Here is a 25,153-nt window from a genome sequence, read left to right as displayed (position 1 = left end):
GGAACTCTACTGCCCTACTCCCCTAACCTTCAAAATCCCGACGAGTCCCTGAACAGATCGATGTTGTCGAGCTTCGAGACCTCGATCACTGCCTGTGTGCGGCTGTAGACGTTGAGCTTGCGCAGGATTTCCGAGACATGCGCCTTCACCGTCGTCTCGCCGACCTGCAGCTCATAGGCGATCTGCTTGTTGAGCAGCCCCTGGCGGAGCATCTGCAGAACGCGAAGCTGCTGCGGCGTCAGCTTGGAAAGGCGCCGCGCCATTTCGGCCCGGTCCGCACTTTCGGCGTCGAGTGCCTCGGGCTTGTAGTTTTCCGGCACGTGGATTGCGCCGTCCATCACCGCGCGGATGGCAGCGGCAAGGTCGCTTTTGCGCACCGATTTCGGGATAAAGCCCGCCGCGCCGTAGGACAGCGCCTCGGAGATGATCTTGGGCTCCTCATGGCCGGAAACGACCACCACCGGCAGCCGCGGGTGATGGGTGCGAAGCTGCAGCAGCCCTTCGAAGCCGTGCACGTCGGGCATGCTGAGGTCGAGCAGCGCCAGATCGAACGGCTTTGGACCCGCCAATATCTCCAGCGCCTCGGTTATGGAGCGCGCCTCGACCGTATCGACATCCGGATAGGCCATGCGCACGGCACTGTGCAGCGCCTCGCGAAACAGGGGGTGATCGTCGATGATCAGGAATCGGGCTTTGTCGTTGGCAGCGCTCATGGCCAACACTCCGTCATGCAACTATGTGAATCAAGGGCATGTCCCACACCGGAATCGCCGGTCCGACAGGTATCTTTTCCGCGTCCTCGATTCATTCCGCCTGCTCCAAGAGTAGCCGAGCCAGCCGCAAGCGATTATTGGCAAATAGTACATCGAATGTCCCTGCCTGACGCATGACTGCGGCGGGCGCGAAACGACGGCACCGGGAGGCCCCGATGAGTGAGATCGTCCTGCACAACTATTTCCGGTCCTCGACCTCCTATCGGGTGAGGATCGCGCTGGAAATGAAGGGACTTAGCTACGCTTACGTGGCCCACCACCTGCGCCACGGCGAGCATCGCGAGCCGCCTTATCTGGCCGTCAATCCGCAGGGGCTGGTGCCGGCACTGGTCTGGACCGATGGCCATGTGCTGCTGCAGTCGCTGGCGATCATCGAATTCCTCGACGAGATGGTGCCCGAGCCGCCGCTATTGCCAGCCGACCCGCTCGGCCGCGCGCGAGTGCGCATGCTGGCCCAGATGATCGCCTGCGACATCCATCCGGTGAACAATCTGCGCATCCTGACCTCGCTGCGCGCAGTGTTCGGCGCCAGCGACGCGGACGTTGCTAACTGGTTTCGCCACTGGGTCAATGAGACCTTCGAGCCGCTTGAAAAAATCCTGGCCGAAAGCCCGGAGACGGGCCGCTTCTGCCACGGCGACGCGCCCGGCCTCGCCGACATCTGCCTGGTCGCGCAGGTCGCCAACAACGCCCGCTTCGACGTCGACATGGGCCCCTACCCCGTGATCTCGCGGATCGCGGCGAACTGCATGGAACTGCCCGCCTTCATCAAGGCAGCGCCGAAGAACCAGCCCGACGCGGAGTGATCGAAGCTTCAGGCCTTCACCGGCCTCGTGCGGCGCTCGTAGAACATGATCAGCGTTTCGGCGATCAGCGCGGGCTTTTCCTCGCCCTCGATTTCGACCACGTTGTTTGCCTTGATCAGATACTGGCCGGGGCCGCGATCTTCCATGGAAATCATGGTCGAGCGCAGGCGAATGCGCGAGCCGACACGCACCGGCGAGATGAAGCGCACGCGGTCGAGCCCGTAGTTGAAGGCGGCTTGCGTGTTTTCCGGAACCGCGCCGAGGTCCTGCCCAAGCGCACCGATGATCGACAGGGTCAGATAGCCATGCGCGATGGTGGAGCGAAACGGGCTGCGCCGCTTGGCGCGTTCGGTATCGACATGGATCCATTGGTGGTCGCCGGTGCATTCGGCGAACTGGTCGATGCGGCTCTGGTCGACCGTAACCCATCCCGAGACGCCGAGCTCCTGGCCGGCCATTCCCTTCAGCATCTCGAAAGTCGGAGCCGGTTTCGACATAAATTACCTCCGTGCGTCAGCGCGCCACGCCTTCATTCCAGTTGGGCGATGGCCGGCCGCCGGTCACGGCAAGCCGTTTCCTGTCAATCGGCGCCGGAAGTAGCAGCTTATTTGGCGTGACAAAAGGCATTTATGCCGAAATGGCCCCCTGGGGCGCCTACAGCGGCGCCGCGCCGCCCTGCGGGCGTCAAGTCGCGAGGCAGATCGCGTCGACCTCGCCGACCTCTGTCAGGCCGCGGGGCGAGAGCGTCAAATCGAATTCGGTGACGACGCTATCTGCGCCGGCGCCACTATTTCTTTTCGTAGCCGCGACGGATCTCTTCCATCGCGTCATGGATGCGCTGGCGCAATATGTCGAGCGACTCGCTGCCCGACTTTCTCATGATATCGGCGGATTCGCCGGCATTCTTCACGGCCGCCTCAAAGGAACGACGGGCGAGTTCGGCCTGCTTGGTCATCATTTCCTGCGGATTTCCCGCCCGAAAATTCTGACCCATATCGGTGATCTCGCGCAGCGTGTCCTGAAAGATCTCGCGCTGCTTGTTCATCAGTTCGGTCGCGCCCGTTGCCGAGGCGCTAGCTGCTTTCTGCAAGGCTTCGAGGTTGCGGCGGTTGTGATCGATGATGGCATCCACGTCGACGCGCGGCATCTTCAACGCCTCGCCGAGCTGGCTGAACATGCCGGTGAAAGTGTCGGACTCGGGTTTCTTGGCCATTCCTGTCCTCCCTTTGCGCTCCCAATAGAGCGTGCACGCTCCGGACGGAGCCTGCAGTCAGAATAGGGCCGAGACCACCAAGGTCAATTCGCCAGGAGGAGTAGCTCCCCGACATAGAGCGCCAGCCCGGCCATGCCGCCGATGAGCATGCCGTTGAAGCGGATATATTGCAGGTCGCGGCCTATGTTCATCTCCATCAGGCGGGTCAGCTGGCCGAGGTCCCAGCGCTTGACCTGTTCGGCGATGAAGCCGGAAACGCCGCTCTTCTGGCTTTCGACGAAGGATGACAGCGCCACGACAAAGCCCTGGTTCATGTCGGCGCGGATCGCCTTGTCGCTGGCAAGGTTGCGGCCGACTTCCACGAACATGCCGGCAAGATGCGCGCGGATCTTCGAATCCGGTGCCGCGGCATCCTGCTCGATCAAATTGCGCAGGCTTTCCCACACGTCGCCGGCAAGCGCCTTCAGCTCGGGCCGGGCGAGGAAATCGCGCTTCATCGCCTCGGCTCGGCGGGCATAGGCTTTTGAGGTGCGCAGATCGTCGATGAAGTTGTGCACGAAGCGGTCGAATTCGTGCCGCATCGGGTGATCGGGATCGTTGCGCACCTCCTCTAGAAGCGAGGCGGACGACGCGACGATCTTCTTCAAAAGATAAGCGTCGGCACGGAACAGGTTGAACAGCGACGGCAGTTCCTTGCGGATCTTTTCGCGCATTGTGGCCAGCGCTTCCTCGTCGGAGAGGAAGCGGCCGATGATCCTGGTGAACTGGTCGAAGAGTTTTTGGTGCCGGCGATCCTCAGTGAAGGCCGACAAGAATTCGGCCGCCAGCGGCGCGACCCGCACCTTGTCGAGTTCGGCCACCATGCGTTCGGCCACGAAATTGCGCAGGCCCGAACGGTCGATTGCGGCAAGCGTCTGCGGCACCAGCCGCGCAACGAAGCGCGACAGCGCCTCGGCGCGTTGCGGGTTGGACAGCCAGTCGGCCACCAGCGACGCGAAATCCACCTCGTTCAGCTTCTCGCGCACCGGCCCGGGCGCCAAAAAGTTGACCTCGATGAAGCGGCCGAGATTGTCGGCGATGCGGTTCTGATTGGCGGGAATGATGGCAGTGTGAGGAATGGGCAGGCCGAGTGGCCGCTTGAACAGCGCCACAACCGCATACCAGTCGGCCAGGCCGCCGATGGTCGCGGCCTCGGCAAAGGCGGCGACAAAGCCAAGCCACGGATAGACGGGCTGATAGATCTTGGCGGTGGCGAACACCGCAACGCAGAGGCAAAGCGCGCCGGTGGCGATCAGCTTGGTGCGCCGGAGGGCTGCAAGCTTGGCCGCGTCGTCGCGAAAGCCGGTGGTAACGATTGTGTCGTTCGGTGACATGGGCAATTCCGGTGGCGAACGGCAGCTACACTACCATTCGCTCACGCGCACGCCACCACGCCGAGGTCAGGAGTGCATGAAGAAGACGGCAGGCGGCATCGCCGGGGCGCCGGCACGTGCGCCCCTAGCCATCACGAAAGGGTCGGAAGCTGCCTTGGTGAACACCGGCACCGGCGGGTCGAGCTCGATGACGCCCACCGTTTCGCCGGCGTCGAAGGAAAGCGCAGCATTGAACTTGCGCGCCAGCGCCTTCATCGCCTGGTTCTGCGGATGGGTGGTGACCAGAAGCCGCGTATAGCCGAGCCAGCGCGCATTGGCGATCAGCCGTTCGAACAGGCGCCCGCCGATCGTGCGGTGCTGAAGCTCGCGCTCGACGCTGAAGGCGATCTCGCCCGTGGGTTCTTCGATTTCCGGCCGCTCATGGAGTTCGGCGGCGCCGAGCACGCGGTCGTCCTCGACATAGCCGATGACGGTGGTGCCCTTCGCAAAGCAGCGATCGGCATAGGCGGTGACGAAACTGTCGTCGGCGAAGCCATTGAAGCGGTCGCGCCGGCTTTCGACGTCAAGCCGCAGCAGATGGTCGCGAAAGCGCGGTAAATCCGAAGGCCTTAGTTGCCTGATGATGCCCGTAAGCTGGGCCATGGGGGATGCAGACTTCTGCATGTCGTACTCCTCGTGGGCTCCTCCCTCGAGTCTACGACTACGAACGACCCCAATATTGTGCACTGCAACACGAAATGCAACCTCGTCTTACGTAAAAGTCAATCATGGCAGCCATTCGCGCAGCGCAGGGCTGCTGGGCTCGACGCAGGCGAGCGCCATCATAAACTTGACAAAGAATGGAAAGTATTGTCGTTTCCAATCTGGAATTATTCCAAACTGTACGCCATATTCGGTAATGAAGAGAAACGATCCCTGCTGATCGAGTCGATTGCAGTGCCCGTACTGGCCGGAGCCTCATGCGAGCGCGTTACGCGCCCATGATCCGGACAGCATTCGCGAAGGAACCACCATGCGGCTCACGCGCCAGACAAACTACGCCATACGCATCCTGATGTATTGCGCCGCCAACAATGACCGGCTCAGCCGGATTCCCGAAATTGCCCACGCATATACCGTGTCGGAGCTGTTCTTGTTCAAGATCCTGCAACCGCTGGTCGAAGCGGGTCTGGTGGAGACGGTTCGCGGACGTCATGGCGGCGTTCGGCTCGGCCGCCCGGCCGACAAGATTACCTTGTTCGACGTGGTGCGGGTGACGGAAGAGAATTTCGCCATGGCCGAATGCTTCGAAAACGATGCGGCCGATTGCCCTCTCATCGACAGCTGCGGACTGAACTCAGCGCTGCGCGAGGCGCTGAACGCCTTCTTCGCGGTGCTTGCCAAGCACACGATCGACGATCTGGTCAAGGCGCGGCCCAATGTCCGCGCGCTTCTCGGCATCGACGAGCTGGCAGAACGCCGCGCGCCGGCTGCGTAAGCCAACCGATCGCTGGAAAAACAAAGGCCGCGACCTTCCGGGCGCGGCCTTTTTGTTTTGAGGGCGAATGCGGCGCCCTAAATCGCCGCCGATTGCGGCAGGACGAACGGCGTATTGCCGGCCGGAAGCCGGCCGACTTTCAGGCCGCACTCGAACACTTGCGAAATCAGATCGTCACTGAGCACTTCCTGCGGGGTTCCGGCGGCCGCCAGCCGGCCCCGATGCATAACGAAGATGCGGTCGGCGTACATCGCCGTCAGGTTGAGATCGTGCAGGATTGCGACCACGCCGCCGCCGCGCAGGGCAAAATCGCGGGCGATGTCCATGATGATCAGCTGGTGTTTTATGTCGAGGCTGGAGACCGGCTCGTCGAGGAATAGATAACGCGGCTTGCCATCCAGCACCGGCGCCCAGACCTGGCACAGCACGCGGGCAAGCTGCACGCGCTGCTGCTCTCCGCCGGAAAGCTCCTGATAGAAACGGCCCGCAAAACCGTCGAGGTCCACCCGCGCCAGCGCCCTTTCGGGTAGATTGCGTTCCTCGCTTGCCAGCGCGCCTGAACGGCCGCTCATCAGGCCGAGTTTTACGATCTCATGTACCGTGAACGGAAAGGACAGCGCCGTCGACTGCGGCAGCACGGCACGCATCGACGCCGCCTCCCACGGCTTCAGGCCCGCCATGTCGCGGTTGTTGATGACGACGCGGCCCGAATATGGAAGATCGCCGGTCAGCGCCTTCAGGAACGTGGTCTTGCCGGACCCGTTGGGCCCGACGATCGCCGCGATCTCGCCCGGGCGAACCTCGAAGTTCACATCGGAGATGATGCGCCTGGAACCGATGGAGACAGAAATGTCAGTGGCTTCGATCATGGCTGTACTCAGAGATCCAGAAGACCGCGCTTGCGCAGCAGGATCCACAGGAAGAACGGTCCGCCGACGGCTGCGGTGATGATGCCGATCGGCAGTTCCGCCGGCGCGACGATGATACGGCTTATCGCATCCGCGAGCAGCAGCATGGAGGCGCCGAGCAGGGCCGAAGCCGGCAGCAGGTAGCGGTTGTCCGGCCCGATCAGCAGCCGCAGCAGATGCGGTACCACTATGCCGACGAAGCCGATGCCGCCGCTGACCGCGACCGAGGCGCCGGTGGCCGCCGCGACCGAGACGATGGCGACATTCTTGAACCGCTGCACGGGGATGCCGAGGTGATGCGCCGCCGCCTCCCCCAGCGCCAGTGCATTCAGGCCCCGCGCCAAGAAGGGCGAGGCGATCAGCGCCAGCGCGATGATCGGCCCGGCCGCCGCGATCTTGGTCCAGGTGGCGCCGGCCAGCGAGCCGAGCCCCCAGAACGTCAGGTCGCGCAGCTGCCGGTCGTCGGCGAGATAGACCATGATGCCGGAAAACGCGCCGGCCATGGCGCCGAGCGCAATGCCGGCCAGAAGCATGGTGGCGATGGAGGTCTGTCCGCGCCGCGTGGCGACGCGATAGAGGATCAGGGTCGTGGCAAGACCGCCCGCGAAAGCTGCGAGTGGCAGTGTGTAGATGTCGAGAATCGCCAGCAGCGGGCCAAGCATGGTGCCGCCCAGGACGATGACGACGATGGCGCCGAGCCCCGCCCCTGCGGACACGCCGACCAGGCCGGGATCGGCCAGCGGATTGCGGAACAGACCCTGCATGACCGCGCCCGACACGGCGAGCGCCGAGCCTATCAGCACGCCAAGAACGACGCGCGGCAGGCGGATGTCATAGACGATGATACGGTCGCGCTCGGACAGAGGCGAGCCGTCCGACATCGACGGAAACAGCCAGTCGCGCGCAACGGCCAGCGCCGAGGCATCCGACGCTCCGGAAGCCAGGCTCAGCAGCACGGTCACGCCGAGCAGAACCGCCAGTAGGACGATCGCAAATTTCGCGCGCGCCGAGCGGTCGCCCGCCGACGCGCGCCTTTCCATGTTGCCGACGCTGCCGGCCACGCTGTCAACCACGGTACGCTCAGCCTTTGATCTGGTCGCCATAGAGTGCGACCGCGAGATCGCGGATCGCGCTTGCCGTGCGCGGGCCAAAACCCAGCAGGTAGCTGCCATCCATGCGGACGAGTTTCTTCGCCTTGCCCGCCGGCGTAGTGGCAAGAGCCGGGTTGGAGAAGACGTCGGCATCCGCCGTTGCGGGCGCGCCTGCGCTGTCCATCATCAGGATCATGTCGGGCTTGGCGGTCAGCGCCGCCTCGTCGGTCAGCTGCTTGTAGCCGTTCACGCCTTCCATGGCGTTCACACCGCCGGCCAGCTTGATGATGCCATTGGCGGCCGTGTGGTCGCCGGCAGCAAGGATCTTGCCGCCTTCCATGCTGAGAATGAACAGCACGCGCTTGCGCTCCGCCACCTTGGCCGTCAGTTCCTCGGCCGCCTTGAGGTCGGCATCGATGGAGCTGGCAAGCGTCGCGGCCTTGTCGTCCGCGCCGAGCGCATGGCCGACGATGCGCACCTTGTCGAGAATGCCCTGGTGATCGAACGTCTCGGGCACCTCGATATAGGTCACGCTCGCCTTCTTGAGCACGTCGATGGCTTCCTTCGGCCCGCTCCCTGCCAATGCCAGGATGCCGGACGGATTGACCGACAGGACACCTTCGGGCGACAGCGCCCGTATATAGCCGACATCGGGCAGTTTTAGCGCGCTTTCCGGATAGGTGCTGGTCGAGTCGCGAGCCACCAGCTTGCCCTCCTCGCCCAGCGCATAGACGATCTCGGTGATCGAGCCGCCAACGGCCGCAACGCGGGAGGCATCCGGAAACACGCTCTTGCCCTCCTCCGACTGCGCCACGCCAAGCGAACCGAACGCCAGCGCAACGCCGAGCGCGGTAACCCGCATGGAACGGCTGAATATCGACATGCTCTTCATCCTTATGCGGCAGCCGCCGTCGCGCGCGGCAGGCTCTCGGCGACTTCGCGCCACTCGACGCGCTCGTCATGGCCTTCCTTGCGCTTGCCGAAGAACTGGATGACCAACTCGCCATTGGCGTCATAGGCTTCCAGCGAGGTGACATGGCCGTCCGTGGTCGGCTTGCGCACCACCCAGAGTTCCTGGACGTGATCGGTCCGGAAATGCAGGTGGAAGGTCTCGTCGAAAATGTTGATCCACGGCCCCATCGGCTTGACGTTCTGGATTGGTCCCGAATGGATCTGGATGCAGCCGTCATTGCCGACGAAACACATGATCGGCACCTGCGTCTCGACCGACTTGTGCAGCATGGTCGTCAGCGCATCGTTCTCGACCCGCCAGGCATAGTCCTCGCCGACCATGTGCAGCGCCTGCTGACGGCCGAGCTTGAGGGTACGCAGCATGCCGAAGAACTGGTGCGTGTCGGTGAGCTTGCCCCAGCGGTCGCGCAGCTCTTCCACGGTTGTGGTCGTCTCCACGACGGTCGCCTCGACAACATCGGCGGCCTCGATATCGAGGGCTACACTCTGGTCCTCCGAGCGGAGTTTTTCGACCAGCTGCTCATATGCCTCGACATTGGAGGATGGGCGCAGATGCACCTTGTGCACGGCAGCACCCGCCTTGTCGAAGAACTGGAAGCTGCGGCGAACATCGTCGCCGTCACGCTTTTCGACGGCGAAGCCGAAGGCCCAACGCTTGGGGAAGATGCGCAGGTCGATGTTTTCGCCCAGCGCCATTGCCGTCTGCTCACCGGTGACGACCTTGTCGTAGACCCCGATCTTCTCGTGCACGGCGCTTTCGTTGCGGGTCAGCGCCATCACCTCGCCCACGGCCTCCAGGCCGGTCAATAGATCGTTGACGCGCGGCTCGAGGCGCACGACGCCTTCGCCGATATAGGCCGCCACCAGCTCGGCCTCGGAGACGCCAAGCTGGCTGGCGAGATCGCGCTCGCGCATCTTCGGATTTTCGGCTCTCGCCAGACGGATTTCGTGCGGCGCGGGCTTAACGCGAGCATCCATGATTCAGACCCCTTGATACGGAATTACTTGTTGAGAATGAGCTTGCCCTGACGGGTAATTTTCAGCCGGTAAAGCGCCCCACGATGATCGATGCCGATCTCGTGCTCGCCCTCGAAGAGCGCTGCGCTAGAGACCGTGCGGATCGACAGGAGCGACGTTTCCTGCCGCTGGCCCGCCTCGACGACGGGCTCCTTCGCACGGTGGTGAAAAGCGTCCTGATTGTGGCTGTTCATGGTCGATAGACCCCTTGTTTGCCGCTGCCTTGCGAAGACGATTTCGTTGTCCACCGATCGGATTGATGGGCTCGAAATCAATCTTGACTCGATCAATCATGTTATCTAGTCAGTGCAATACCGGAGTAAACGAGTCAAGATTTAAAACGCTCCGATTCAAATGAAAAAAGTGCCAGCCAGCCTCCAGGCCAGCCCGCATCAGCAGACACTGGAGAAATAAGGGTATGGGGCTGTTGGCTCATGAAGTGGGGACTCCGTCGGGCGACGGAGCAATGAAGTTCAGGCTGAGCGCGATGCGCGCCGCGGCCTTGATGGCGGGCGTTGCGGCCATTGCCATCGGCGTGGTTTCAGCCTCGGCGCAGGAAGCCGGCAGCCAGGCGCAGAATCAGGAAAACACCGAACAGGCAGAGCAGAAGAAGGGCGGCGACGGCGTCACGCTTCTCGACAAGATCACCGTCGTCAGCCGCACCGACGAGAGCGCCATCGACACCATGGCGTCGGTCAGCCATGTGGATGCCGAGTCGATAGAACGCCGCATGGCCACGACCCAGCAGGGCCTGCTGTTCGCCGTGCCTGGCGTTGCGACGCAGTCCGACGCGAACCGCACCGCCTCCAGCATCAACATCCGCGGCCTGCAGGATTTTGGTCGCGTCGCGGTCATCGTCGACGGCGCGCGGCAGAATTTCCAACGCTCCGGCCACGGCACGCAATCGATGTTCTGGCTCGATCCGGAACTGGTGAAGCAGGTCGATATCATTCGAGGGCCCGTGGCCAACACCTACGGCTCGGGCGCCATCGGCGGCGTGGTCTTCTACGAGACCAAGGATGCGGAGGATTTCCTGCGTGACGGCGAGACCTGGGCAGGATCGGTCAGCGGCATCTATGAAACCAACGGTCATGGCTGGACCACCAGCGCAACCGGCGCCTACCGCTTCAACGACGCCTTCGACGTTCTGGGCAACATCGTCTATCGCGACTACGGCAGCTACAAGGATGGCGGCGGCGACACCGTTCCCGGCACCGGCTTCGACGTGCTGAACGGCATGCTCAAGACCACCATCCGCCCGACGGAGAACAGCGAGCTGAAGCTCGGCTGGGTCGGCGCCAACGACAGCTGGACCGAAGGCGCGAACGCCTATGACATGGACGTCAAGCAGAACACCTTCACCGGTCGCTACAGCATCACCGACGACGACAACAGCTGGCTCGATCTGCACATCAACGCCGCCTACAACAAGACCGACCTCGGCCAGACCTATCTGAAGGACGTCAACCAGTTCGATTCCACGACCGGCGCGCCGATCGTCGTGCCGGCCGGTTCGCAGACGACCTACGACCTCGGCACCTACAGCTTCGACATCTGGAACACGTCGCGCTTCGACACCGGCTTTGCCAGCCACGAGTTCACCTATGGTGGCGACTGGGTGAGCGACGATGTCGTCACCGCGAACGCCGGCGGCGGCATGGATGTCTACACCCCTTCGGGCAAGCGTCGCGTGTCGGGCGCCTACATCCAGGACAAGCTCACCTATGAGTGGCTCGAGGTCATCGGCGCGCTGCGCTACGACAGCTACAAGCTCGACGGCAGTTCCGGAGAGGCCTCGGGCGATCGCCTGTCGCCGCGCATCACGGTTGGCGTCTCGCCCTTCCAGGAAGGCACGTTGCAGGGCCTGCAGGTCTACGGCACCTATGCCGAGGGCTATCGCTCGCCGACGATCACCGAAACGCTGATCAGCGGCCTGCACCCGTCGGGCGTAAAGTTCCCGTTCCTGCCCAATCCGGACCTCAAGCCCGAGACGGCAAAGACCTGGGAAGTCGGCATCAACTACAAGCAGGACGGCCTCATCCAGCCAGACGACGCGCTGCGCCTCAAGGCGGCCTACTTCAACAACGACGTGGCCGACTATATCGGCGGCGCGACGCTGTCCGCCTACGACCCGACCAGCGGCTGCCCGCGCGTAACCGGCGCGATCCCGATCTGCTACCAGTACCAGAACTTCGCCAACGCCAAGATCAAGGGTTTTGAGCTCGAAGGCGTCTATGACGCGGCCTGGGGCTTCCTCGGCCTGTCGGCGTCGATCATCGACGGCTACACGGTGTCCTACAGTGGCGAGCAGGAAGACCTTGCCACCATCCCCTCCTCCCAGGTCACCGGCCAGCTCGGCTTCCGCTTCCTGGAGGACAGGCTCGTGCTCGGCGGCGAGGTTCAGTACAACGGCGCTCCGAAGGGCAACCCATACGCCTCGGACTACACGCTGGTTAACGCCTTCGCCACCTACAAGGCGACGAACAACCTCAACGTGAACTTCCGCGTCGATAACATCTTCGACGTCAAGTACACCAACCCGCTGAACGCCAGCACCACCAGCGCGCTCTACGAGCCGGGCGTGACGTTCAAGCTCGGCGCAACGATGCGCTTCGGAGGCTGATCATGGTTCGGGCGGCAGCTCTCATTGGCTTCATGACCTCCGCAATGGCGTTGCCGCTCGCAACGGGAGGGCCGGCGTTTGCCCAGGAAAACGCGGCCGCGCCTGCCCTCACCCTCGAACTCAACGGCGCCGAGCCCTCGGACAAGGGCTGCCGCATGACCTTCGTGGTCAACAATGCTCTCGGCGCCGAACTGTCCCGGGCCGTCTTCGAGATCGCGCTGTTCGACGAGAGCGGCGTGGTCGACCGGCTGACGGTGCTCGACTTCAAGGACCTGCCGGCCGGCAAGACCAAGGTGAGCCGATTCGACCTGCCGCGCACCGACTGCGCCAAGGTCAGCCGCGTGCTCATCAACACCGCCGCCCAATGCTCAGGCAACGGCATCGCGCCGGATGCCTGCCTGCGCTCGCTGAAGACCGAGAGCAGAACCGGGATCAAGTTCGGCCTGTGAGGGCCGGCTGCAGACAACGGCATGGCGACCGCTCACGCCATGCCAACCCTGGCCGAGCGTCCGCGCCCGGCCATCTATTCTTTGACCTACTGACAAGCTGGCTGCCCGGCCGACCCCATCGGATTTGAAAGGAGATCGACCCATGTACATCGCAATGAACCGCTTCAGGGTGCAGAAGGGCTCGGAAGAATCGTTCGAGAACGTCTGGAAGAACCGCGATTCGAGCCTCGCCGAGATGAAGGGTTTTAGGGAGTTTCATCTTCTGCGCGGGCCGGTCAACGAGGAGGAAGGCTACACGCTCTTCGCTTCGCACGCCGTGTGGGAAAGCCACGAGGATTTCGTCGCCTGGACCAAGTCGGAGAATTTCCGCGCTGCCCACAAGAATGCCGGCAACAACAAGCCGCTCTATATCGGCCACCCTCAGTTCGAGGGCTTTTCGGTCGTCGAAGGCGCATAGGCCGAGCGGCAATGGATTATGCCCGCACCATTCCAGTCCTGCCCTCGCCCGACATCAAGGCGAGCCGCGACTTCTATCGCGATGAGCTCTGTTTTGCGGTCGTCCAGCCGGAGATGGACGACTACCTGATCGTCCGCCGGGGCGAGATGGAGATCCATTTCTGGTGCACGCCGGACCTGGCGCTGCCGCCAGTGTCGTCCTGCTACATCCGCGGCGGCGAGGTGCCGTCACTCCACGCCGAGTTTTCGGAACGCGGCGTCGAAAAGCTAAGCCCCTTCACCGTGCGGCCGTGGAACATGAAAGAGTTTTATATCCACGACCCACACGGAAACCTGCTTCGTTTCGGCTGCGCGCCGGAAGAGGTGTAGGTCAGGACATATGGGCATTCATGGAACGGGCGTGGCGCGATCCATGAATGTCGACCGGCCTCAGCCGCCTCCGGCCGCCCGGTGCCCGCAGAATGCCCAGTGCGGCGGACGGCACGGAAAGCTCCATACTCCGCGCCACCGTGCTGGCCACCGAATTGCTGTTCTGCGTCAGAAACGAATAGCGCAGGCCCGCAGCCGCGATGCGCTCGGCCATCTCCACCCCTGCCCGCCATCTCGCCGCAACCTCGCGATAACCCGCTTCGAAAAGCGTCACAGTGCGCGAGGTGGGTCGCACATAGAATTCCGGATAGAGCCGCGGGTCGCGCCGCGCATAATCCGTCTGCACCGCCGTCAGCCGGCTGAAGGCCGCCGCATAGTTGAATGTACCGTCAGGATTGCTCGCCCCGCCATTGATTTCGAACAGCGGCCTGCCCTCCTCGTCCGTCCAGACAAGGAAGTTGTGGTTTGCTACATTGGCAAAGCGCGGGATCGGATAGGAACCGAACAGTATACGATGGTTCATCGGCATGGCTTTTCGACGGAATTTCGAACGAAATCCTGTCTATTCGTTTCGCCAGCTAACGCAACGTTCGGCTAATCAAAGTTCGGTTATCACAATTGGCAACTTGCCAGTCGGCTACCCTCGGCGCGCGACGAAAATGCCCGCCAGCACCACCGCCCCGCCGATCGCCTGCATAGGTCCGATGGGTTCGCCCAGGATCATCCAGGCCAGGATCGCAGCCATCACAGGCTGGATCAGCAAGGTAAGCGACGAGAAGGCCGGCGGAAGCCATGCCAGCGCATAGATGATCAGCCCCTGCCCGCTCGCATGCGTCATCCAGGCCAGCCCCAGCAGCATCGCCCAGGCAAACAGCGTCTGCGGCCAAAAGCCGGTCTCGAAGACCAGCGCCATCGGCAGAATGAAGACCGCGGCCGAACCGGTAGTCCAGAGCATGGCAGTCAGGGTGGAGAACTGGCTGCGAATCCGCGCCAGCGAGAGCATGTAGCCCGCATAGAACATGGCCGCCACGATCGCGACGACGTCGCCCGCCATGTTGCCGCCCGAGAATGCGCCAGGTCCGCCCTTCAGGACCACCACGCCGACGAGCGCGAGAGCCAGCCCGGTCATGAAGGTCCCGCTGATGCGGGTCCGGAACAGAAGCCAGCTGGCGAGCGTCACGAATATGGGCGCCATATTGGCGAGCAGCGTCGCATTGGCCACAGACGTCATGTGAAGCGAGATGTGCCAGGCGGCCAGGTCGCCCGCCAGCATGAAGCCCGGCACGACCAGCGCCAGCCGGTCCTTGAGGCCCACAGGGCGCCTTTGCTCCTGCTCGCGGCCCGAGGTCGCCCCCGACCAGAGCAGCAGCGGTATCATGGCCAGCGCCACGCGCCAGAAGGCCGTGGTCAGCGAGCCCACTTCCGACAGCCGCACGAAAATGGGCGAGCAGCCGATTGTTGCGGCGCCCAGGATCAGCGCCGTCAAGGCAAGGCGCTGCGACGCCGAAGTGGCGCTCGTTACTGTCGTTGCGGTGGTCATATGCGAACTCTGTTGGAAATGCGTGCAGGCCGAAGGCCGCCTGGCGCCTACATAGCGCCGTGCTCCGGACATGCGCATAGCCAAGACCGGCAAAGCGGGGGGCCAGAGCCTTTCGACCTGCCTCCCGAATGAAAGAAGACGCCGCTTTGGGCGGCGTCTTCGGAAGTCTCGGGCGACAAAACGCCGAGAAAGATCACTCGTAGTCGATCACGCCGTCCAGCGCGTAGTGCTTCACCGTCTTGCGGTTGGCGATCAGCTCGTCCACCGTCGGCTTGCCGGTCATGGCGCGCGAGATGGCGATCTTGGTCGCCTCGTAGTTGGTGCGGTAGAGATCCTTCTTGTCGAGGTTCTCGTCCTCGGCGCAGCGCGGATCGAGCCAGATCATGATGATCATGCACAGCTCGTCGGCCTCGTCCTTGGGCAGGATGCCCTCGGCAAGGCAGTCGACGATGGCGTCGCCGGTGGCCGCCTGCACGACGCCGCCGAGCAGTTCCGCATAGGCCATGTTCTTGATGGTGACCTTGGTGGTCATCATCGTGGCCGGGCGCACGAGCTGGTTGAGGTCGCGCACCACGAACATGCGCGTGTGGCCCTTGGCCTGCCCCATCATCGAGGCGAAGGCCTGGCCCACGGGGCCCTTCACCGAGCCGATCAGAACCTCGGGCATGGCGTCCGTTGCCTGCCCCTCGGCGGCCAGAACCGTCGCCTCGCCCGTGCGAAACCAGATGTCAGTCATTGCGGAATCCCTTTCCTCGTTTTCGGGCGGAGCTTAGCGATTCGTTCGGCCGGGTCCAGTTGCCAAAGCGACTTGCGGTGCCGGTTAGAGCATCGGACCGAAAAGTGGGGACCGGTTTTAATCCGATGCTCATTCCAAGTACTAGGGGCAGGGATTGCCGACGCGCTGGTGGATGTCGTCGACCGCCTTCTGCATTTCCTCAGTCCATCTCACCTCGGCCGAAGCGAGCGCCATTTCGAGCTGAGGTAGCGAGGTCGCGCCGATGATGTTCGAGGTCACGAACCAGCGGCTGGTGACGTAGGCATTGGCAAACAGCGCCGGCTCCATGTCGAAGGAGCGCGCCAACTCGTTGTAGGCGAGCAGGGCTTCGGCCGCATAAGGCGTCTCGTAGCGCTGGCCGCGATCGAACAGCGTGGTGCGCGCGCCTTCCGGCCGGGCGCCGTGGTCGTATTTGCCGGTCAGGTAGCCCTGCGCCAGCGGCGAATAGGCCAGCAGCGAAACATCCTCGCGCTCGCAGGTCTCGGCCAGGTTCACCTCGAAGGTGCGGTTGACGAGGTTGTAGGCGTTCTGCACCGAGGCGACGCGCGGGCCGACGCCGCGATCGCTTTCGGCGACGAAGCGCATCACGCCCCAGGAGCTTTCATTGGAAAGGCCGAGATGGCGGATTTTTCCTGCCTTCACCAGTTCCTCGAAAACGGCAAGCGTCTCGGCAATTGGCGTCTCGTCCTCGGCGCGCTTGGCCGGCTCGGTACCGATACGCGTGGGGTTCGCGCCCCAGGTGATCAGCCGGTCAGGGAAGTGGATCTGGTAGAGGTCGATGTAGTCGGTCTGCAGGCGTGCCAGCGACTTGTCGATGGCATCGAGGATATCGGCGCGCACCAACTTTGACGGACGCCCGCCCCTGAACCACTCGTTCGCCGTGCGGCCGACCACCTTGGAGGCCAGCACGACGCGGTCGCGGTTGCCACGCGCCTTCATCCAGTTGCCGATATAGGTTTCGGTGAACCCTTGCGTCTCGGGCTTGGGCGGAATGGAATAGAGCTCGGCGGTATCGAGGAAATTGACGCCGCGCTCAAAGGCGAGGTCCATCTGGGCGTGGCCTTCCGCCTCGGTGTTCTGCTGGCCCCATGTCATGGTGCCGAGGCAGATTTTCGAGACGGAAAGGTCGGTGCGACCTATGCGGCGCTTTTCCATGAAAAAAGTCTCCGGAATGTCAGGCTGGCGCGTATGCGCGCGGGAAGGACGCGCATGCATAGCCGATGATCGGCCGGCACTCCAGAGTGGGATCGCCTAGCGCTTGCTCGCCTTGGCTGCCCGGCGCTTGGCGTCGTCAATCAGCATGTTGGCTACCTGCATGCGCACCATGGCGCGCTGGCGCAGATGCGGCGCCACGCGGTCGGGATGATTGTGGAAGGCGAATGTCCTGCGCAGCCGGCTGAAGTCGGCGCTGGCCTTCACGGCGGTCAGATTGAGCTCACGGGCAATGGCCTCGGGATCGACCGACGGCAAATCTTCCTGCGGTTCCACCCGTTCGACCACCAGTTCGTCGAGGCTGGCCAGCAGAGCCGCGAATCCGGCCTCAAAATTTTCGCTCGCCTCGCGGTACTCGGAGGCGACGGCTTCCGCCGCTACCTTGATACGCCCCGAATAGAGCTCGTCGGCGACGGCCAGATAATCGAATGGAATCGAGGGCTTGGGCGGTGAATCCTCAGCCATCGCACGTGCGACGAAGAGGTCGTCGAGCAACGAAGCAAAATCGCGATCGGTGTTGGTCCCCACGATACTCTCCTGCGCCGTCATCCCACGATCGGCCCTGGCTCGGACACTATCCAGCGCTCGTTAAAAATGGCTTGGCGACAGCAAAAGAAATTTACTTGCCAAGTGTTTGGGCGCCAGTGCGCTTTGGTAGCACTTGAACGTCACGACCCTGCCGCAATCCCTTTGAGATACTAGCGGCCCGGAGAGATTCGCCTGATGAAACGACTTCTGCTTGCCGCCACCGCCTCGACCTTGGCCTGCACCCACGTGCTCGCAGCCGAGCCGCCTTATCTGGACGACCGCTCCGACGCGGCCGCGCTGGTGCGCTCGTTCTACAACGCGGTCGACCGGCACGAATACACGCGCGCCTGGAGCTATTTCGGCGAGGCCAAGCCGACGGAGAACTTCGAGCAGTTCGTCGACGGCTTCAAGGACACCGAGGAAGTGCGCGCGCTGGTGGGCGAGCCAAGCTCGGAGGGTGCTGCCGGCAGCACGATCTACTACATCCCCATATCCATCCTCGCGCATGGCAAGGACGGCAGCCAGAAGATCTTTGCCGGCTGCTACACGGCGCGGCTTTCCAATCCGCAGATCCAGGCCGAGCCGCCTTTCGTGGGGCTGCACATCGAAAAGGGCGAGTTGAAGCCCAGCGACAAGTCCTTGGAGGAGTCGCTGCCGGCAAGCTGCGGCGACGTTCCGCCCCCGGCCCCCAAGGACAAGGTGCTTGAGGAGGCCAAGACCGCATTCGCGGCGACCCACACGGCGCAGTGCAATTCGCTGGCGCCGGGACAGCCCGACGACGCCACCAAGCCGGAAGACTATACGATCACCTATCACGACGGGAACGAAGGCGCGGCCGGCCCCGAGCGCAAGGCGCGGCTGATCCGCTTCTTCTGCACCTCGGGCGCCTACAACCAAATCCATGTCTACTACCTGGCCGACGAGGCGCGCGGCGTGCGCGAGCTGCACTTCGCCACGCCGGAGCTCGACATCCACTACGAGCACAACAATAGCGAGGGCAAGGTCGAGGCGATCAACATCATCGGCTTCCGCGACGAGAACGCGCTGATCAACTCGACCTATGATCCGCAAGCCCACACCATCACCTCCAACGGCAAGTGGCGGGCCAAGGGCGACGCCTCGTCGAACGGCACCTGGCTGTTCCGCAACGGCGATTTCAGCCTCGTGCAATACGACGTCGACGCCACCTATGACGGCATCGTCAATCCCGAGACCATTCTGGACTACAACTCCGCGCCCTGATCTCTCAGGTCAGCGCTTGAGCGACAGCATCCAGTTCAGCACGCCGCGCCAGTCGGTCATGCGGATCGGCGTGCCGTGCGTGCCGGTCTCGAAGCGCACGAAGCGCGTCGGATAGCCGGGCGACTTGGCCGAGATCGAGCGGAAAAACGCCTCCTGCTTCTCGACCGGGAAGACGATGTCGTGGCTGCCCTGCCCGAAGAACACCGGCACCTTTCGCTTGAAGGCGGCGCTGGCGAAAAAGTCCTCGTCCCATAGCGATCCGAGCAGCAGCAGGCCGGACAGGCGCGGCGCGACAGTCTTGTCGGCGGCGAGCTTCCAGCACAGCGCCCCGCCCATCGAGCCGCAGGCAACGAAGACCGACGCGCCGGGCGATTGCTGGGCATAGTGCGAAATCAACGCGGCGATCTGCGCCGCACCCTTGTCGCCGAAGTCGGGAAAATCAGGCGAGAGATAGAGGCCGCCATTTTCGGCCATCAGGTTCTTAACCCGGTTGAAATTACCGCCGAAGGTGAAGTCGTCGACGCCCTGCTTGCGGCTGCCGCCCTGCCCGTGCAGGTAGATGACGATCATCTTCGCGCCCTGCTGCTTGCCCACCGCGAAGTGCCGCACGTCGCCGCTATCAGTCTTGAGGACCAGATCCTGCTGCACGCTGCGCACGCTGGTTGAAATATACTGTCCGCGCACGCGCCGTTCGGGGATTTCGTCGCGCGCGTTGATGTCACGCATCTCGCGATAGTCGACCACCGTATAGGCGCCGCCATCGCCGCTCGAGAGCACGCCGGGATAGGCGAAGAGATCGTCCTTGAAGGGTGCCAGCGTCAGCCCGTCGGCCAATACAAGCGAGGGCATCGCAAGCGCCATCAGCCCTGCAGCACCGGCGCTGCGCCACCGAACCAGAAATGTCATGCGTCCCCGCTCACCTTTCCTGCAGCACGCCGCCGGCGCTTTCCAGCGCATCGCGCGTATCGACGTCAATGGCTGCGCCCACGCCGATCTCGACATCGATGGCATTGGCCCCCTCGGCCTCCACGATATGCCTTGCGCCGGTGTCGCCCTGCAAGCTCGCAACGGCAGGAAAAAGCGAGCGCGGCAGGAGAACCGGGTTGCCGCGGCGGCCTTCATGGGTGGCACGCACCACCGGCCGCCCGCCACCCGACTTGAACGCCCCAATCATGCGGTCGAGATCCGCAGCGACAATGCCCGGCATGTCGCCGAGCACGATCAGCGCGCCCGCGACATCAGGCGGCAGCGCCGCTATCCCCGTCTTGAGTGAGGAGGCAAGCCCGGTCGCGAAATCGGGGTTGCGCACGAATTTCACGTCGAGCCCTGAAAGCGCGTCCTCGATCCTTTCGGCCTGATGCCCGGTGACGACGACTGTGTTCGCCGCATGGCTTGCCAGCGCACGCTCCACAGTCAGCCGGATGAGCGGCCGGTCGCCGAACAGCGCCATCAGCTTGTTGGGCCCGCCCATGCGGCTGGAGCGCCCGGCGGCCAGCACCACGATGCCCACTTTCGCGGAAACCGGCCTTTCGCGCGCCTCGCGCGGCTGCGGCCGTGTCGGGATTTCCATCAGAAGGCCGCCCACCCCCATGCCGGCAATGTCCATTGCCGAGACGGGGAGGCCCGCGATGACGCGGTCCAGAACCCAATCAAAACCGTTTTCCTTCGGGCTGCGGGCACAGCCGGGAGCGCCGATCACCGGCTTGCCGCCAATCTCGCCGATCACCAGCAGATTGCCCGGATCGACAGGCATGCCGGCGCGGATGACCCGCCCGCCAGCCTTGGCGATGGCCGCCGGGATGACGTCCTCGAAATCGCACATGGCCGAGGCGCCGAACACCAGAACCATGTCGTTATCGCGCACCAGCGCCTCAACCGCGTCGGCCACTGGTGCTGCCTCATGCGGCGTGCGCCGCTCCTCGGTGATCTCGCTTTGCGAGCGCGCCAGGCGCTCGACCGTGATCGCGGAGGTCTTGTCGAGAACGCTGTCCTTGATGCCGGGCAGGACCGTCTGGATCATGCCCACGCGTAGCGCGCGGAACGGTTTTATGCCAAAGGCCTCGCGCCCTGCGCACAGCGCCACCACCTGCTCCACCAGTTCGCCTGCCACGGCAAAGGGGATGATCTTCACCGTGGCGACCATCTGCCCGGCCTGCACCTCGGCGTAGTCGGGCACGGTGGCCAGCGTGATCGCCGGATCGACGGCATTGATGGCGTCGACCAACCCCTTGTCGACAGTGAACACTCCGGCCATTTCGGCGTGGAGGTTGACGCGGCCGGTCGCCGCCGCCTTCACCTCGACATTGAGCACCAGAAGTGCCCGCGCGATGCGCTCGGCCGCCTTGTCTTCGCTGAGATCGCCCGGATCGAGCCGCGCAACGACCACTTCGCGGATGCCGGCCGCCTTGAGGAATGCAATATCGTCGGCGTTCAGCAGATGCGCCTTGCGAAACCGCCGCTCGCCAGCACTCAGCGAGTGCGCCAGCACCGCGCCTTCGGCTTGTTCGATGCTGACGGTTCCGAACCTCACGCCGCCTGCCCCTTCGGCTGTCGTGCCGTGTCGCGCGACCGGAACGCGCGGATCACCTGGGCCAGGACCGCGACAGCGATTTCGGCCGGGCTGGCCGCGCCGATGTCTATGCCGATCGGCGAGAATATCGTGTCGATCCGCTCTGCCGGCACGCCCATCGCCATCAGGCGCTCCACCCGCTTGGCGTGGGTTTTCCGGCTGCCCAGCGCGCCGACATAGAAGCAGCCGGCTTCAAGCGCCGCCTTCAGCGCGAAATCGTCGATCTTGGGATCATGCGTCAGCGCTGCCAGCGCGGTGTAACTGTCGAGCGGATGAACTTTCAGCGCATCTTCCGGCCATTCGGCATGAAGCGCCACGTCAGGAAAGCGCTCCGGCGTAGCAAAGGCCGTGCGCGGGTCGATGATCTCCAGCGGATAGCCGGCCACCTGCGCCATCGGCGCCAGCGCCTGGCTGATATGCACCGCACCGATCACCACCAGCCGCGGCTGCGGCAGATGCGCGTTGAGGAAGAAGCTGCGGCCTTCCGCCTCCACCACGCCCGAGGCGCCGGTGCGGAAGGCTTCGGCGATGGCTGTGCCCAGTTCGCCCGCCACCGCGTCGCCTTCGCATACGAGGCGGTCGCGGCCGTCGCCGAGATCGGTCACCAGCACGGCTGCCCGGCGGGCGCGGCGTTCGGCGTTCAGCTTCTTGAGTTGATACGGATCCATGATCAGCCCAGCCGTTCGACATAAACGCGGATGCGGCCGCCGCAGGAAAGTCCCACGCGCCAAGCGGTCTCGTCGGCCACGCCGAATTCGAGCATTCTGGGCTTGCCGCTCTCGATCACGTCGGCGGCCTCGGCGATCACCGCGCCTTCGACGCAACCTCCGGAAACCGAGCCCTGGAAATTGCCGTCCGAGTCGATCACCAGGCAACTGCCGGTCGGGCGCGGCGCAGAGCCCCACGTCTCGACCACGGTGGCAATCGCGACATCCCTGCCGCTCTTCATCCACTCTTCGGCGATGAGCAGCGGGTCTCGGCTTTCATCCAGATGTGCTGCGTTCTCCATGACGGCTCCTCCATAAGCCGGGACAGGACCGTAGGTAATATGGTCACGCCGCCTGAGGTCTGCCAATCCCCAACCAGCGGCGCGGATCGACATCCGCGGTCGTCCGCCGGTCCAGCGACGCGCAGAGATCGGCAAGTGCATCGAGGTTGTGGACCGCGCGGAATTCATCCACATGCGGCAGCATCGCCCGCACCCCGCGCGCCCGCGCCTCAAAACCCTCGAAGCGCAGCAAGGGATTCAGCCAGATCAGCCGCCGGCAGGAGCGGTGCAGCCGCGCCATCTCCTCCGAAAGACCGGCCACGTCATCGCGCTCCAGCCCGTCGGTGATGAGCAGTACGACAGCGCCCTGCCCCAGCACCCGGCGCGACCACAGCCGGTTGAACTCGTGCAGCGCGTCCCCAATGCGCGTGCCGCCGGACCAGTCCTTCACCGCCGCCGAGCAGTCGGCCAGCGCCGCGTCGGGGTCGCGATGGCGCATCTGGCGGGTCAGGTTGGTTAGCCGCGTGCCGAAGACAAAAGTGTGCACATGCCGCCGCTTCTCGGTCAGCGCGTGCAGGAAATGCAGGAAAATGCGCGTGTACTGGCTCATCGAGCCGGAAATATCGGCCAGAACCACGATGGGCGGGCTGATTTCGCGGGGCGAACGGAATTTCGGCAGGATTAGCTCTCCGCCGGTGCGGGCGGCTGAGCGCATCATGGCGCGCGGATCGGCACGGCCGCGCGTGTCCGGTTGGTGGCGCCGCGTGCGCACCGTATCGAACGGCAGCTGCAGCCCGGCGATGGCGCGCTTGGCGTCGCTGATCTCGGCTGCTGTCATCTGCGCGAAATCCTTGCCGCGCAGCACCTCGTTGCCCGAGACGGTGAATCGCGCGTCGATCTCGATTTCAGGCATCTCGCTGACGGGCTGGTTCTTCTGGTGCCCCTCGAACATGGCATCTGCCACACGGCTCTCGGCGGCGCGCGGCTTCTGCCTTTCGCGACTTTCCGGCGCGACCGGCGAGAACATGGCGATCATCTTCTCGATCAGCTCGCGCGACTTCCAGAACAGGCGGAACGCCTCGTCGAAAGTGGCGTGGTCCTCATAGCGGGTGACCAGCACCGCATGCAGCGTCCAGTAAAAATCCTCGCGCGATCCGATACCGGCGGCCAGCACCGCCTCGATGGCATCCTTCACCGAGGACGGCCCGACGCGCATGCCCGCCTTGCGCAGCGTGCGGGCGAAATAGACGATGTTGTCGGCAATGCGCCCATCGGGGACGGCGACCTTGGGAGCGGACTGGAACTTGTCCATGGCCCCTACTCCGCCGCCGACAGCTCGGCCTTCACTTCCTGGAGGATGCGGCGGCCTTCGCCTTGCTGGATGCGCGCGATGTCGTCCTGGTATTTCAGCAGAACGCCGATCGTGTCGGACACCGTCTCGGGATCGAGGGCCACCTTGTCGAGTTCGGTCAGCGCGCTCGCCCAGTCTATGGTCTCGGCCACGCCCGGCGCCTTGAACAGCTCTATCTCGCGCAGCTTCTGGATGAAATTCACCACTTCTGTCGACAGCCGACGGTTGGCGTCGGGCACCTTGCGGCGCACGATCTCCAGCTCACGCGCGGCATCCGGATAGTCGACCCAGTGATAGAGGCAGCGACGCTTCAGCGCGTCGTGGATTTCGCGCGTGCGGTTGGAGGTGATGATGACGATCGGCGGCTCTTCGGCCTTGATCGTGCCGAGTTCGGGCACCGTCACCTGGAAATCGGACAGGATTTCGAGGAGGTAAGCCTCAAAGGCTTCGTCGGTGCGGTCGAGCTCGTCGATCAGGAAGATGGGGGCCGCACCTGCCTTGCCCGTCAGCGCCTCCAGCACAGGGCGGCGGATCAGGTATTTTTCAGAGAAGACGTTGCGCTCCATGTCGCGCCGGTCGACGTCTCCGGTCGCCTCCTCCATGCGGATTTCGATCATCTGGGCGGCGTAGTTCCACTCATAGACGGCGGAGGAAACGTCGAGCCCCTCATAGCATTGCAGGCGGATCAGCCGGCGGCCGAGCCCGCTTGCCAGCACCTTGGCAATCTCGGTCTTGCCCACGCCCGCCTCGCCTTCGAGGAAAAGCGGGCGCTTCATGCGCAGGCTCAGGAATAGCACCGTCGCCAGCGACCGGTCGGCAACGTAATCGGCCCCTGTCAGCATCTCCAGCGTTTCGTCGATGGAGCCGGGTACCGGTCGTGCCGTTTCGGTCATTGCGTCTCCGTGGGCCTCACCGGCCGAGTACGTGGTAGCCGCGATCGTGATAGATCAGCGGCTTGAAGTTATTGCTCACCCGAAGGCCTGTCACCTTGCCAAAAAGCACACGATGGGTGGCGAGGTCCTTGGTGTCGATCAGTTCGCAGTCGAACACGGCGAGCGCGTCGGTCAGCGTCGGCGCGCCGCTGGCAATCGTCTCCCACTCGCCAAGCGCAAAGCGCTCCTCGGTCGGCAGACGGGTGATGCCGGAAAAAGCCGCCGCCAGTTCCTGGTGATGCGCGGCCAGCGTGTTGAGCGCGAAATTGCCGTTCTTGATGAAGAGATCGTTGTTGGGATTCTCGCGGTTGAGGCACACCAGGATCATCGGAGGGGTGTCGGAAACCGAACAGGCCGCGATAACGGTTGCGCCGCGCCGCCCGGCCTTGCCGTCGGTCGTCACAACATGCACGGCACCGGCGAAATGCGCCATCGCGTCGCGATAGGCCTGCGGCTCGACATCATATTTCTTCAACACCAGAGAGATTC

The 25,153-nt window shown here is 63.8% G+C and carries 29 protein-coding genes; 7 read left to right on the top strand and 22 right to left on the bottom strand.

The genetic code is table 11. The features are described from left to right. Nucleotides 1-29: 29 nt before the first annotated feature. A complete protein-coding gene (locus C7I85_RS15245; RefSeq protein WP_181257192.1) occupies nucleotides 30-713 on the bottom strand; it encodes a response regulator in 684 nt (227 codons plus the stop codon). Between the two features lie 215 nt (nucleotides 714-928). Between C7I85_RS15245 and maiA the strand changes: the two genes are divergently transcribed. Beyond that, nucleotides 929-1,579 (top strand): maleylacetoacetate isomerase, encoded by a 651-nt coding sequence (maiA, locus tag C7I85_RS15240; RefSeq protein WP_106724855.1) that lies wholly within the window; start codon nucleotides 929-931, stop codon nucleotides 1,577-1,579. Nucleotides 1,580-1,587: 8 nt separating this feature from the next. On the opposite strand, the gene C7I85_RS15235 is transcribed toward maiA, so the two are convergent. From C7I85_RS15235 to C7I85_RS15220, 4 genes are all read right to left on the bottom strand, one after another. Further along, nucleotides 1,588-2,076 carry a MaoC family dehydratase gene (locus tag C7I85_RS15235; RefSeq protein ID WP_106724854.1) on the bottom strand — a complete coding sequence of 163 codons (489 nt, stop codon included), beginning with the start codon at nucleotides 2,074-2,076 and terminating at the stop codon, nucleotides 1,588-1,590. 290 nt (nucleotides 2,077-2,366) lie between these two features. Continuing rightward, nucleotides 2,367-2,792, bottom strand: coding sequence for a phasin family protein (locus C7I85_RS15230; protein ID WP_106724853.1), 426 nt, complete (start codon nucleotides 2,790-2,792; stop codon nucleotides 2,367-2,369). Between the two features lie 83 nt (nucleotides 2,793-2,875). Further along, nucleotides 2,876-4,165 carry a DUF445 domain-containing protein gene (locus C7I85_RS15225; RefSeq protein WP_106724852.1) on the bottom strand — a complete coding sequence of 430 codons (1,290 nt, stop codon included), beginning with the start codon at nucleotides 4,163-4,165 and terminating at the stop codon, nucleotides 2,876-2,878. Between the two features lie 66 nt (nucleotides 4,166-4,231). Continuing rightward, nucleotides 4,232-4,828, bottom strand: coding sequence for a GNAT family N-acetyltransferase (locus C7I85_RS15220; protein ID WP_106724851.1), 597 nt, complete (start codon nucleotides 4,826-4,828; stop codon nucleotides 4,232-4,234). A 349-nt stretch (nucleotides 4,829-5,177) separates the two neighbouring features. Between C7I85_RS15220 and rirA the strand changes: the two genes are divergently transcribed. Further along, on the top strand, nucleotides 5,178-5,642 hold the full coding sequence (rirA, locus tag C7I85_RS15215) for an iron-responsive transcriptional regulator RirA (RefSeq protein WP_106724850.1): 465 nt from the start codon (nucleotides 5,178-5,180) through the stop codon (nucleotides 5,640-5,642). 77 nt (nucleotides 5,643-5,719) lie between these two features. Here the strand turns inward: rirA and C7I85_RS15210 are convergent, their stop codons facing one another. The 5 genes from C7I85_RS15210 to hemP are packed head-to-tail and all read right to left on the bottom strand — an operon-like array spanning nucleotide 5,720 to nucleotide 9,824. Beyond that, nucleotides 5,720-6,511: a heme ABC transporter ATP-binding protein gene (locus tag C7I85_RS15210; protein ID WP_106724849.1), complete on the bottom strand. Its 792-nt coding sequence runs from the start codon at nucleotides 6,509-6,511 to the stop codon at nucleotides 5,720-5,722. Between the two features lie 8 nt (nucleotides 6,512-6,519). Beyond that, nucleotides 6,520-7,653: a FecCD family ABC transporter permease gene (locus C7I85_RS15205; RefSeq protein WP_106724848.1), complete on the bottom strand. Its 1,134-nt coding sequence runs from the start codon at nucleotides 7,651-7,653 to the stop codon at nucleotides 6,520-6,522. Further along, on the bottom strand, nucleotides 7,631-8,524 hold the full coding sequence (locus tag C7I85_RS15200) for a heme/hemin ABC transporter substrate-binding protein (RefSeq protein WP_428832863.1): 894 nt from the start codon (nucleotides 8,522-8,524) through the stop codon (nucleotides 7,631-7,633). The genes C7I85_RS15205 and C7I85_RS15200 overlap by 23 nt, the downstream gene beginning before the upstream one ends. 11 nt (nucleotides 8,525-8,535) lie before the next feature. Beyond that, the gene (locus C7I85_RS15195; protein ID WP_106724846.1) at nucleotides 8,536-9,591 is read right to left on the bottom strand and encodes a hemin-degrading factor; all 1,056 of its coding nucleotides are present in this window, start codon (nucleotides 9,589-9,591) and stop codon (nucleotides 8,536-8,538) included. A gap of 23 nt (nucleotides 9,592-9,614) precedes the next feature. Then, nucleotides 9,615-9,824 carry a hemin uptake protein HemP gene (hemP, locus tag C7I85_RS15190; RefSeq protein ID WP_106724845.1) on the bottom strand — a complete coding sequence of 70 codons (210 nt, stop codon included), beginning with the start codon at nucleotides 9,822-9,824 and terminating at the stop codon, nucleotides 9,615-9,617. A gap of 272 nt (nucleotides 9,825-10,096) precedes the next feature. Here hemP and C7I85_RS15185 point away from each other — a divergent pair, with 272 nt between their 5' ends. From C7I85_RS15185 to C7I85_RS15170, 4 genes are all read left to right on the top strand, one after another. Continuing rightward, nucleotides 10,097-12,253, top strand: a complete 2,157-nt coding sequence (locus tag C7I85_RS15185; protein ID WP_181257191.1) for a TonB-dependent hemoglobin/transferrin/lactoferrin family receptor — start codon at nucleotides 10,097-10,099, stop codon at nucleotides 12,251-12,253. Nucleotides 12,254-12,255: 2 nt separating this feature from the next. Next, nucleotides 12,256-12,702 (top strand): hypothetical protein, encoded by a 447-nt coding sequence (locus C7I85_RS15180; protein WP_106724844.1) that lies wholly within the window; start codon nucleotides 12,256-12,258, stop codon nucleotides 12,700-12,702. Between the two features lie 142 nt (nucleotides 12,703-12,844). Then, nucleotides 12,845-13,159, top strand: a complete 315-nt coding sequence (locus tag C7I85_RS15175) for an antibiotic biosynthesis monooxygenase family protein (RefSeq protein WP_106724843.1) — start codon at nucleotides 12,845-12,847, stop codon at nucleotides 13,157-13,159. Between the two features lie 11 nt (nucleotides 13,160-13,170). Then, a complete protein-coding gene (locus C7I85_RS15170; RefSeq protein WP_106724842.1) occupies nucleotides 13,171-13,527 on the top strand; it encodes a bleomycin resistance protein in 357 nt (118 codons plus the stop codon). Nucleotide 13,528: 1 nt separating this feature from the next. Here C7I85_RS15170 and C7I85_RS15165 read toward each other — a convergent pair whose 3' ends face one another. The 5 genes from C7I85_RS15165 to C7I85_RS15145 form a co-directional block, all read right to left on the bottom strand. Continuing rightward, nucleotides 13,529-14,050: a hypothetical protein gene (locus C7I85_RS15165; protein ID WP_146148885.1), complete on the bottom strand. Its 522-nt coding sequence runs from the start codon at nucleotides 14,048-14,050 to the stop codon at nucleotides 13,529-13,531. Nucleotides 14,051-14,164: 114 nt separating this feature from the next. After that, nucleotides 14,165-15,067 carry a DMT family transporter gene (locus tag C7I85_RS15160; protein WP_106725090.1) on the bottom strand — a complete coding sequence of 301 codons (903 nt, stop codon included), beginning with the start codon at nucleotides 15,065-15,067 and terminating at the stop codon, nucleotides 14,165-14,167. 193 nt (nucleotides 15,068-15,260) lie between these two features. Continuing rightward, a complete protein-coding gene (gene fae, locus C7I85_RS15155; protein WP_106724840.1) occupies nucleotides 15,261-15,803 on the bottom strand; it encodes a formaldehyde-activating enzyme in 543 nt (180 codons plus the stop codon). A 141-nt stretch (nucleotides 15,804-15,944) separates the two neighbouring features. Then, nucleotides 15,945-16,997 (bottom strand): aldo/keto reductase, encoded by a 1,053-nt coding sequence (locus tag C7I85_RS15150; protein WP_106724839.1) that lies wholly within the window; start codon nucleotides 16,995-16,997, stop codon nucleotides 15,945-15,947. Between the two features lie 96 nt (nucleotides 16,998-17,093). Then, nucleotides 17,094-17,582, bottom strand: a complete 489-nt coding sequence (locus tag C7I85_RS15145; protein WP_106725089.1) for a hypothetical protein — start codon at nucleotides 17,580-17,582, stop codon at nucleotides 17,094-17,096. Between the two features lie 195 nt (nucleotides 17,583-17,777). On the opposite strand from C7I85_RS15145, the gene C7I85_RS15140 reads away from it, so the two are divergent. Then, on the top strand, nucleotides 17,778-18,824 hold the full coding sequence (locus C7I85_RS15140; protein WP_106724838.1) for a DUF1176 domain-containing protein: 1,047 nt from the start codon (nucleotides 17,778-17,780) through the stop codon (nucleotides 18,822-18,824). A gap of 9 nt (nucleotides 18,825-18,833) precedes the next feature. Here C7I85_RS15140 and C7I85_RS15135 read toward each other — a convergent pair whose 3' ends face one another. Genes C7I85_RS15135 through C7I85_RS15105 form a run of 7 tightly spaced genes read right to left on the bottom strand, consistent with a single transcriptional unit; the run spans nucleotide 18,834 to nucleotide 25,142 of the window. After that, entirely contained in the window at nucleotides 18,834-19,685 is an 852-nt protein-coding gene (locus C7I85_RS15135) for an alpha/beta hydrolase (protein ID WP_106725088.1), read from the bottom strand. A gap of 55 nt (nucleotides 19,686-19,740) precedes the next feature. Further along, on the bottom strand, nucleotides 19,741-21,354 hold the full coding sequence (locus tag C7I85_RS15130; protein ID WP_106724837.1) for an NTP transferase domain-containing protein: 1,614 nt from the start codon (nucleotides 21,352-21,354) through the stop codon (nucleotides 19,741-19,743). Beyond that, on the bottom strand, nucleotides 21,351-22,061 hold the full coding sequence (locus C7I85_RS15125; protein ID WP_106724836.1) for an XdhC family protein: 711 nt from the start codon (nucleotides 22,059-22,061) through the stop codon (nucleotides 21,351-21,353). Before C7I85_RS15125 ends, C7I85_RS15130 begins: the two co-directional genes overlap by 4 nt. 2 nt (nucleotides 22,062-22,063) lie before the next feature. Next, nucleotides 22,064-22,402 (bottom strand): XdhC family protein, encoded by a 339-nt coding sequence (locus C7I85_RS15120; RefSeq protein WP_106724835.1) that lies wholly within the window; start codon nucleotides 22,400-22,402, stop codon nucleotides 22,064-22,066. Between the two features lie 43 nt (nucleotides 22,403-22,445). Continuing rightward, nucleotides 22,446-23,693, bottom strand: a complete 1,248-nt coding sequence (locus C7I85_RS15115; RefSeq protein WP_106724834.1) for a vWA domain-containing protein — start codon at nucleotides 23,691-23,693, stop codon at nucleotides 22,446-22,448. A gap of 5 nt (nucleotides 23,694-23,698) precedes the next feature. Continuing rightward, nucleotides 23,699-24,625, bottom strand: a complete 927-nt coding sequence (locus C7I85_RS15110) for an AAA family ATPase (protein WP_106724833.1) — start codon at nucleotides 24,623-24,625, stop codon at nucleotides 23,699-23,701. A gap of 16 nt (nucleotides 24,626-24,641) precedes the next feature. Then, nucleotides 24,642-25,142, bottom strand: coding sequence for a flavin reductase (locus tag C7I85_RS15105; RefSeq protein ID WP_106724832.1), 501 nt, complete (start codon nucleotides 25,140-25,142; stop codon nucleotides 24,642-24,644). Nucleotides 25,143-25,153: the final 11 nt, after the last annotated feature.

It is taken from the genome of Pseudaminobacter soli (ex Li et al. 2025), assembly GCF_003012705.1.
Lineage (GTDB): Bacteria > Pseudomonadota > Alphaproteobacteria > Rhizobiales > Rhizobiaceae > Pseudaminobacter > Pseudaminobacter soli.
Note: the sequence above shows the minus strand (reverse complement) of the source record. Positions and strands in the feature narration are given on the sequence as shown.